This window comes from Gorillibacterium sp. sgz306347, assembly GCF_059735245.1.
Window position 1 is genome coordinate 45,468 of record NZ_JCAPET010000003.1, and the last position, 9,021, is coordinate 54,488.

At 51.8% G+C, this 9,021-nt stretch carries 13 protein-coding genes; 12 read left to right on the forward strand and 1 reads right to left on the reverse strand.

Translation table 11 applies throughout. The features are described 5' to 3' along the window. The first annotated feature begins 61 nt into the window (after positions 1–61). Positions 62–595 carry a sigma factor-like helix-turn-helix DNA-binding protein gene (locus AC6I6H_RS02945; protein WP_497951023.1) on the forward strand — a complete coding sequence of 178 codons (534 nt, stop codon included), beginning with the start codon at positions 62–64 and terminating at the stop codon, positions 593–595. 49 nt (positions 596–644) lie between these two features. Here the strand turns inward: AC6I6H_RS02945 and AC6I6H_RS02950 are convergent, their stop codons facing one another. Then, positions 645–845, reverse strand: a complete 201-nt coding sequence (locus AC6I6H_RS02950; protein WP_497951025.1) for a hypothetical protein — start codon at positions 843–845, stop codon at positions 645–647. Positions 846–1,011: 166 nt separating this feature from the next. Here AC6I6H_RS02950 and AC6I6H_RS02955 point away from each other — a divergent pair, with 166 nt between their 5' ends. The 11 genes from AC6I6H_RS02955 (at position 1,012) to AC6I6H_RS03005 (ending at position 9,019) form a co-directional block, all read left to right on the forward strand. Beyond that, positions 1,012–1,446, forward strand: coding sequence for a DUF488 domain-containing protein (locus AC6I6H_RS02955; RefSeq protein ID WP_497951027.1), 435 nt, complete (start codon positions 1,012–1,014; stop codon positions 1,444–1,446). Beyond that, on the forward strand, positions 1,446–2,249 hold the full coding sequence (locus AC6I6H_RS02960; RefSeq protein ID WP_497951030.1) for a DUF8758 domain-containing protein: 804 nt from the start codon (positions 1,446–1,448) through the stop codon (positions 2,247–2,249). The genes AC6I6H_RS02955 and AC6I6H_RS02960 overlap by 1 nt, the downstream gene beginning before the upstream one ends. A 209-nt stretch (positions 2,250–2,458) precedes the next feature. Further along, positions 2,459–2,764, forward strand: a complete 306-nt coding sequence (locus tag AC6I6H_RS02965; RefSeq protein ID WP_497951032.1) for an HNH endonuclease — start codon at positions 2,459–2,461, stop codon at positions 2,762–2,764. Positions 2,765–2,906: 142 nt separating this feature from the next. Then, positions 2,907–3,314: a hypothetical protein gene (locus tag AC6I6H_RS02970; protein ID WP_497951036.1), complete on the forward strand. Its 408-nt coding sequence runs from the start codon at positions 2,907–2,909 to the stop codon at positions 3,312–3,314. Then, on the forward strand, positions 3,311–5,005 hold the full coding sequence (locus AC6I6H_RS02975) for a terminase large subunit (protein WP_497951038.1): 1,695 nt from the start codon (positions 3,311–3,313) through the stop codon (positions 5,003–5,005). Before AC6I6H_RS02970 ends, AC6I6H_RS02975 begins: the two co-directional genes overlap by 4 nt. 12 nt (positions 5,006–5,017) lie before the next feature. Further along, positions 5,018–6,244 (forward strand): phage portal protein, encoded by a 1,227-nt coding sequence (locus AC6I6H_RS02980; RefSeq protein ID WP_497951043.1) that lies wholly within the window; start codon positions 5,018–5,020, stop codon positions 6,242–6,244. Then, the gene (locus AC6I6H_RS02985) at positions 6,216–6,839 is read left to right on the forward strand and encodes an HK97 family phage prohead protease (RefSeq protein ID WP_497951049.1); all 624 of its coding nucleotides are present in this window, start codon (positions 6,216–6,218) and stop codon (positions 6,837–6,839) included. The genes AC6I6H_RS02980 and AC6I6H_RS02985 overlap by 29 nt, the downstream gene beginning before the upstream one ends. Positions 6,840–6,862: 23 nt before the next feature. Further along, entirely contained in the window at positions 6,863–8,131 is a 1,269-nt protein-coding gene (locus AC6I6H_RS02990; RefSeq protein ID WP_497951051.1) for a phage major capsid protein, read from the forward strand. 13 nt (positions 8,132–8,144) lie between these two features. Beyond that, entirely contained in the window at positions 8,145–8,417 is a 273-nt protein-coding gene (locus AC6I6H_RS02995) for a hypothetical protein (protein ID WP_497951055.1), read from the forward strand. Further along, positions 8,401–8,706 (forward strand): phage head-tail connector protein, encoded by a 306-nt coding sequence (locus AC6I6H_RS03000; RefSeq protein ID WP_497951057.1) that lies wholly within the window; start codon positions 8,401–8,403, stop codon positions 8,704–8,706. The genes AC6I6H_RS02995 and AC6I6H_RS03000 overlap by 17 nt, the downstream gene beginning before the upstream one ends. Next, positions 8,696–9,019, forward strand: coding sequence for a hypothetical protein (locus AC6I6H_RS03005; RefSeq protein WP_497951062.1), 324 nt, complete (start codon positions 8,696–8,698; stop codon positions 9,017–9,019). The genes AC6I6H_RS03000 and AC6I6H_RS03005 overlap by 11 nt, the downstream gene beginning before the upstream one ends. The last annotated feature ends 2 nt before the right edge of the window (positions 9,020–9,021 follow it).

Here is a 9,021-nt window from a genome sequence, read left to right on the forward strand (position 1 = left end):
AATATTTGGAATAATTTCTGCTGAATTTGCTGCGGCGGCGGCCGCAGGGAGGGGATACAACATGCTAACGAAACAACAGCAACCACCTGGCGGGAGCTACACCGTTATCGACCTTGGCCCGGCGACCGCCGTCAATTACCGACGGAGCAGAAATGCAGCTCTGCGGGCATACCGCAGGGCGCCGGCCGAAGACAAACGGGTCATCGGTGAAATGGTCTCTGACTGTGAATACGCAATGGAATGGCTGACGACCGGCCGGAGACCGGGCAACAAGCGGGGTATAGAGAGGAGAGCAGCTTACCAGCGTGAGCGACCCATGGACCCGATCCGGATGCAGGCGTTTGCCCAGCGATCAACTGCGGGCTCGCCGGCCAATATAACCGAGTGGCAGAGGTTTCAGATTGAGGATGCCTTGTCACGCCTCTCGCCACGGGAGCGGGAATGCTATCTGTTGGTCCGGGGAGAATGTTTCTCTTATGAGCAGGCCGCTAATCTATTGGCCGTGACAAAGAGCACCGTGCAAGGATACGTCGAGCGAGCCGAAGAAAAAATTAAGTCCGAAAGGATGAACAGCCTATTCCTTTGTTGGGAATAGGCTGTTTTTGACATACGAAAGCCATCTATAAGTAGAACGTGTGTTTGCGTTACTTAACGCGGAATTGGTACTCGTCGCGAACGTAATGAACACCGTTGATCTGGACGCTGCGGGGTGTTACGCGCTCTATTCGGCCTCCGTAGTCCTCCATCTGCCCGTCGCGCCAAACCGCAACGGGAACGGACAGAAAATAGGCAGCCCCGAGGGCGCCGGTGGTATCAAGGGGTTCTCCCCGACGGAATTCTATCATCCTTATCGCCTCCTGCAAATTGTTTCGACATATGACAGGATATTCCTTCTCTTTGTCGAAGTAAGGAATTAAAGGTGGTGATGGATATGGGAAATAAGACCGAGTTGATTAATCGAGAAAACTTCCCTACACTATGTGTTGAAGTTCAACGAGGAAGGGTAGAGAAATGGATATTTACACAGTCGGATATGAGGGTGAAGTTATCGAGAACTGGACAGAACGGTTGGTGGAAGCCGGCGTAACCGTTCTGATCGACATACGAGAGAAACCGATTAGTCGCAAAAAAGGGTTCTCGAAGACCGCTTTGAAAAAACAACTTGAAGAAAACAACATTGGCTATATCCATTGCCGCGACTTGGGATCGCCGAGTGATATACGCAAACAATTGCATAACGACAAGGATTTCATCACTTTTTTTGATCTTTACGATCAGTATCTTGACGAAAATCAGGATACGTTGGTCAAGATCATTCAGGAAGTGAGGAATGAAAAACCCTGTCTTATGTGTTTTGAAAAAAATCATCGGCAATGTCATCGTAGCGCCGTGGCAAAGCGGCTGGAGAAAATTTATCCCGATGAAGTGAGGATAGTTCATCTCTAATGCCGGAAGGTTCATGGGAAAAGAAGAGAGTCTTGATAATGGTTAAGGCTCAACCACAGCAGTCAAGTAAATACATCGAGACGGTTTGTACGGCGGGAATTACAGAGGATTCAAAGTGGATTAGATTGTACCCAATGCCGTTTAGATCAATGGATAGGAACCAGCAATTTAAGAAATACCAATGGGTTGAAGTAAATGTCCAGAGAAAACCTTGGGATAACCGTGAGCAAAGCTACAAACCTGACTTACAGACACTAAGAATTGTATCCGATCAGATTCCCGCTAAGAATAATTGGGAGGCAAGAAGCAAGCTCGTATTACCCACGTTATTACCTTCACTTGAATATATGGTGGAAAATTATCCAAGAGTATCACTTGGAATAATAAAACCAAAAGAAATTGTAGGCTTCGTCATAGAAGAACTCAAGGAAGACGATAAGGAAGAATACCAGCAACTAATGATGGTTTTTGATGAAAAAACATCAATAGCAGTCCCGATTCAAAAACTAAGGTACAAATACTCATACCGCTTTCTCTGCAATGATCCAAAATGTAAGAAGCCACATAAACTATCCATAATTGATTGGGAATTAGGGGCGCTTATAAATAATCTGTTGAAGAAGGGCTCTGATTACTCAATTATAAACCAGCAAGTAAGGGTTAAATTTTTTGACCAAATATGTTCAAAAGAGAATGACACGCACTTCATTTTGGGCAACAAATACCCTTACCCATCCTTCATGGTTCTCGGAGTGTACTATCCTAAAATAGATCGACAAGTTAGCTTTGATCTTGGTATATAGAACTTCTAATCAGGCCACTCCTTACGGGGTGGCTTTTTCCTATATCTGAACACGCCTATCCTGACTTAATCGCCTCCGACAAGGACCGGTCTTAACCTACCGGTGAGGCGCACTCCTAACACGTCGATCCCAAGGCGTTAAGGATAGGCTCGGGAGCGCAGCCGGTCGCGCCGATGAGAGCCGGCAAATCACTCAAAGGAGATGATGCAGTGAAGCCGTGGGCAAAGAAGTTCTACCGATCTAAGGCATGGCTGAGATGTCGATTGGCATACATCAAAAAGGTGTTCGGACTTTGTGAACGCTGCGGTAATCCCGGAAAGATCGTCCACCATAAGGTGTACCTGACGCCGCAGAACATCAACGATCCGACCGTGAGCCTGAACCACGTACTACTTGAATACGTCTGCCAGCTCTGCCATAACCAAGAACACCACGGCAGCAGCGAGCCGTCATTGGCGGATGGCCTGATGTTCGATGATGACGGGAATCTGATACAGGAGGCAGGTGAAACATAGCAATGGCACTTGCCCTGTTCTTCCTAGTCGGGTATCCCCCCCTTTGCGAAAGCAATACAGGGGCCGCCAAGACCGATGAGGGAGGTTCAAAAAACACGCAGGCCACGCACATGACCCCCCTACCCCGAAACGAGGTGATCCGATGGGCGGAAAAGGTGAAAAATCAACCATAGAAACAGCGAAAGAAAAACAGCAGAAAGCGAAAAAACGGCGAATATCAGCCGAAGAGAAGCGACTTCGCGAGAGCTACAAAAACATCCCGGAAGATCTGATACGGGTAGCGGATGGTCTCATTCGACGGGCGGCCTACATGAGAATCACCCTGGAAGATTACGAAACAGACCTCGACGAGGGTGGATATGTCGAGCTGTTTTCTCAATCAGAAAAGACGGACCCCTATGAACGAGAGCGCCCGGTTGCCCGCTTGTACAATGCAATGAACGGCAACTACCAAAAAATCATCAAGCAGCTATCCGATTTGTTGCCGAAGCCCAACCCCGAACCTGAAGAGGATAAGGATGGCTTTGAGGGGTTTGTGAATAGCCGATGACTGCCCCCGCGAGGAAGACGTATCCCCTGGCGTACAACCCCGTACTGGAGTATTGGGCACAGATCGAGAATGGAACGGTAACCGTTAGTAAGAAAGTCCGGCGGGTGTATCAGAAGTTAGCCACAGATGTGTATGACCAGCGAACGGTATACGAGTACAGCGCTCGCCATGCCAACCACGCAATCGAGTTTCTGGAGAACTTCTGCAAGCACAGCAAAGGTAAGTGGGGCGGGAAGCCCATCGAATTGGAGTTGTGGCAGAAGGCATTCTTGGCGGCCACCTTCGGATTTATCGACAAAATAGACAGCACCCGCAAATACCGCGAGGTGTTCTTGGTCGTTGCCCGGAAAAATGGAAAGTCAACACTCGCTTCTGGCATTGGCCTGTATCTGCAGATTGCAGATCAAGAACCGGGCGCTGAAATTTACGCCTGTGCGACCAAAAAAGACCAGGCGAAGCTTGTCTGGTTAGAAGCGAAGCGGATGGTCAAGAAATCGCCGGCGCTGCGCAAGCGCATTAAAACACTTGTGGCGGAATTGGTTAGCGATTGGAACGACAGTTCCTTCCGCCCATTGGGCGCGGACAGCGAGACGTTGGATGGCCTGAACGTCCATGGAGCAATAATGGACGAGGTGCAGGCATGGAAAGACAAGAACTTGTACGATGTCATCGTGGACGGTATGAGCGCCCGTGAGCAACCCCTTGCCGTAATGATAACGACAGCGGGAACCGTGCGCGAAGCGGTGTACGACCTCAAGTACGACGAAGCCGAAATGGTACTTAACGGGTACGATGACCCTGATGGATACCACGATGAACACTTCCTTCCGATTATCTACGAGCTGGATGACCGCGAGGAATGGACCGATCCGGCGGCTTGGCCGAAGGCGAACCCCGGTCTGGGGACGATCAAAAGGATTGACCAGATCGAAGGCAAGGTTAACAAGGCCAAAGCCAACGCTATGTTGGTCAAAAACTTGTTGGTCAAAGATTTTAATGTGCGGGAGACGGACACGGATGCCTGGCTAACGTTCGAGGAAATCAACAACACCGAGACGTTTTCCATGGATGAAATCTGTGACAGCTACGCCGTTGGAGGCAGTGACCTTTCAAGTACCACCGACCTGACCTGCGCGACGCTTCTGCTCATGAAGCCAAACAAGGACACCATTTACGCGCTCCAGATGTATTTTCTCCCGGAATCGTTGGTAGAGAAGAGAGTGCGGGAAGACAAGATTCCCTATGACAAGTGGGCGGAACGCGGCTTCATAACCCTCTGTCCGGGTAACAAGGTTCAGTACAGCGACGTAACGGCTTGGTACAAAAAGATGATTGACGAATATGATATCCGTCCAATCTGGAATGGTTACGATCCTTGGGGGTCACAGTATTGGGTGAACGAAATGAAAGATAACGGATTCGAAATGGAATCGGTACGACAAGGGGCGAAAACGCTTAGCCAGCCGATGAAGGAATTGGCGGCCGACCTCGGGGTCAAGCGCATAAACTACAACAATAACCCGGTGCTGAAATGGTGTCTCACGAACACTAATGAGAAACGGGATGACAACGACAATATCAGGCCCATGAAGGGTCGCAACCAGCGCCGGCGCATTGACGGCGCTGTGTCTTTGTTAATCGCGTACACCGTGTTATATAACCACATGAGCGACTACAAGGCGCTAATTTGAGGGGGTGAAACCTTGCCAGAGAAACGCAATCTATGGAAAAAATGGTTCGGTGGCGGGGGAGACAACGATAAGACGTTTACTCGGGTGCAAATGACAGGAGGATTCAACCCGTCCTTCACGGCCTTCGGGCGCAACGCCTACGCGAGCGACGTGGTGCGAGCATCCGTACACGCCATCGCATCGAATGCTGCCAAGTTGAAGGCCAAACACGTTCGGCGGGTTGACGGACGTATCCGTTCCCCGGGCGTCGGGGATTTGGAGCGACTGCTCTCGCGTAGACCCAACCCCGTAGAGAGCGCCTATGACTTCCAATATCGGGTAGTCACGCAGTTGATGATGAAGAACAACGCCTTTGTTCTGATCCATCGCTCGGGAGGCCGCCTCATTGGGCTGTTCCCGATCATTTATCATTCGGCGGAAGCTTTGGAGTACGAAGATGAAGTCTACCTTCGTTTCCAGCTCGCGAATGGCAAACGGCTTACAGCCCCCTATGTGGATGTCATCCACCTGAGGCGCTTTTATTATGAATCAGATGTTTTCGGGGAAAGCGACGTGGCCCTTTTGCCCACGCTGGAGCTGATCAATACCACGAATGAAGGCATCGCGAACGCAGTGAAAACCTCTGCCTATCTGCGTGGGCTCTTGAAATTCACTGGCATGCTGAAGGAATCGGATATCAAGAAAAACCGCGACGCTTTTGTGCGGGATTACATGGATGTAACCAACAACGGCGGTGTAGCAGCGCTGGACAGCAAGGCAGAATATACGGAGCTGCGCACGGATCCGAAGATGGTGGATGCAAAGCAGATGTCCGCGATTGAAGCCAGGGTGTACAAGTATTTCGGTGTTTCCGAAAAAATTGTCACCTCCACCTACTCAGAGGATGAGTGGAACGCCTTTTACGAATCAGTTATCGAACCGATTGCCTTACAGCTCAGCCTAGAGCTTACCGAGAAGCTTTTCACACCGAATGAGCGGGCGCACGGGAATGAGATTGTGTACGAGGCCAATCGTTTGCAATACGCGAGCACCACGACCAAGGTAAATCTGCTGCAGTTGGTGGACCGGGGGGCTTTGACACCAAACGAATGGCGCGAGGTGTTCAACATGGCGCCGGTTGCTGGTGGCGACGATACGGTGCGCCGGCTCGATACAGCGCCAGTAAACGATCCGCCGATCAAAGCGCCAGCGGCGAAAGGAGATGATGACGATGGCGACGACGAAAACAGAGACACCTAATACTCGGTGGAAGGATCGCGAGTTCCGGGAATCCACCTTTGAAATTCGGGCGGCCCAGCCGGAGGGGGATGACAACGAAGAGCTTTACGTTGAAGGGTACGCCTGCAGATTCAACGAGACCACCGTCCTTTACGAATACGGCGATATGCAGTATCGGGAGAAAGTGGCAGACACCGCCCTGGCGGAAGCTGACATGTCCGATGTAATTTTTAACTACAATCACGGGGGCAAGGTAATGGCCCGTACCCGAAATAAAACCCTGGATCTGCGCGTTGATTCCAAGGGTCTTTTTATTCGTGCCCGCCTGGACGGGACCGAAGAAGGCCGGAGGATCTACGAAGAGATTCGGGGCGGGTACATTGACCGAATGAGTTACGCCTACACGGTGAAAGAGGCATCTTACGATAACGAGACACGTACTCGCACCATCCTGCGAGTTAAAAAGGTTTACGACGTGTCCGCGGTGGATATTCCCGCTTATGATACGACTTCCATTTCCGTACGTTCCTTTTTCGAGGCGGAGGCCGAGAAAGAGATCCAGGCTGTAGCAGCGGCAGAACAGCGGCGGATGTTGCTTTTAAAAACCATGCTTTAATACCAAAGGAGGATACTCAATCCATGAACACGAAAAAACTGCGTTACAAATTGGACCTGCAAACCTTCGCCGGTGGCGGCCGTCTGGCTGAAATCGAGGCTCGCAAAGCGGAAATCCGCGCACAACTGGAAGGTGACGGCGAAGTGAATCTTGACGATTTGGAAAAGGAGCTTCGCCAGCTTGAAGACGAGAAAACGAAGATCGAGAAGCGGACCCAGATCGCTGCTTCCCTCAACGCCGGCACGACTAGTGGTACGCCTCTAGCTACCACAGAAGCCCCGTCTCCTGAAAAACGGAACCTCAACTGGTCCGAGGCAATCGAAACGAAGGAATACCGGGACGCTTGGGTCCGGGACATGATGGGCTTGGCCGTTCCGGCGGAGCGCCGTGAAATGTACGACAAGGCGAACGCCGAATATCGTGCATTCATGCACACGACTACGAACAGCGCCGTATTGATCCCGAAGACAGTTGTCGCCGGTATTTGGAAACGGGCGGAAGAACAATATCCCCTGTGGGCGGACGTGCGGAAGCTGCGGGTCAGCGGAAACCTGACGCTGATCAAGGGTGGCACAGGACCAGATGCGAAATGGTACGATGAACCGACCGTTGTTGACACCGATCAGCTTGGATTCGGCACCTTGGAGCTCACCGGTTGCGAGCTGGCGAAGGCCGTGCAAGTTACCTGGAAACTGCGGCAAATGGCGGCGGATGACTTTATCGCTTACATCGAACGCGAAATCGGCGACCGGATGGGAGCGGCTCTGTCGGGTGCCGTCTATGCCGGTAAAGGCAAGCCGAGTGGAGCCCAAACCTTTAAAGCGGAACCCCGCGGCATCAAGACGGCTTTGTCTGCCGAAATCGGTACGCCGCAGATTGTGGAGTACGCTGCGGCGGATGGCGTAGCCTACAACAGCCTCACGGCGGCCATGGGAGCTATTCACGCCTCGTATGCAAACGGTGTGACTATTTATGCCAACAATACGACCATCTGGGGCCAGTTGGCGAATATGCTGGACGCACAAGGCCGCCCGCTCTTCATTCCGGACGTGGCCGCCGGCGGCGTCGGGCGCATCTTTGGCCGTATCATTAAGCCGGATGCGACGATTCCCGCCGGTGAAATTCTGGTAGGCAACTTGGACGCCGGATATCTGGCGAACATCAACGAGGACGTCACCATCTACCGGGATGACCACATCCGTGAACGTCTGACCGACTACATGGGCTACGCCATTGTAGACGGCGATGTCGTGGATACCAAGGCATTCACCATTATTCAGGTCGTAGTATAAGGAGGGAAGCGCCATGAAGGCAGCCGTTATGAAATCGTTTCGTGATCGGGAACTGGACATTATCCTGCTTCCAGAGCAGACCTTTGAGACGGACGACGCCGAGCGCATCCAAGAACTGATCGAGGGGGGCTATATCAAGCCGCCCTCCGATTGGCCTTCTGAGCAGCCGGCAGAAAAGAAACCAGAAGATCCGGACAGAAATGAGAAACCGGCCAAAAACGCTGTGCCGACCAAACGCGCCGGCCGCCAGCCCGTGAAGGGTGATATCGTTGAGCCTGTTGAATGAAATGAAGGTTGCTCTCAGGATCAGCCAGGGAAATCAATCTTTGAATTCGGAGATTAACGACCTTATAGCCGCGGCCCGGGATGACTTGCGTCTCTCCGGCGTGGCCGGAAGCAGAACCGTATCCGACACCGACCCGTTGATTAAGCGGGCGGTGTCGTTGTATGTGCGGGCGGGTTTCTGGTGGCAGAATCCCGATGCCGCCAAACTGATGGCCTCTTACGACATGTTGAAGGCGCATCTCACTCTATCCGAGGAATACAGAAAGGAGCCAGCGGAAAATGGACCATGATATTATTCTGCTGGCGCTCTCCTTGGATGATAAAGATGCGGACGGGTTCACCGCGGCGGCGGAAGTCGGGCGAGCAAACTTGTACGCTGAAAAAAAGTCTGTGCGCCAATCGGAGCATTATCAGGCGTCCGCTCAAAGCCTTCAGGTGGATGTGATGTTCCTGGTCTGGACCTTTGAATATGATCAGTTCTTGGAGCGTCATCCGAATCGGCGTATAGAACTCATTCACGCCGGCCAAAACTTCAAGATCGCTCGCACCTATCAAGCGGGCGAACGAACTGAACTGGTTTGTTCGCGACTGGAAAGCAGGTGACG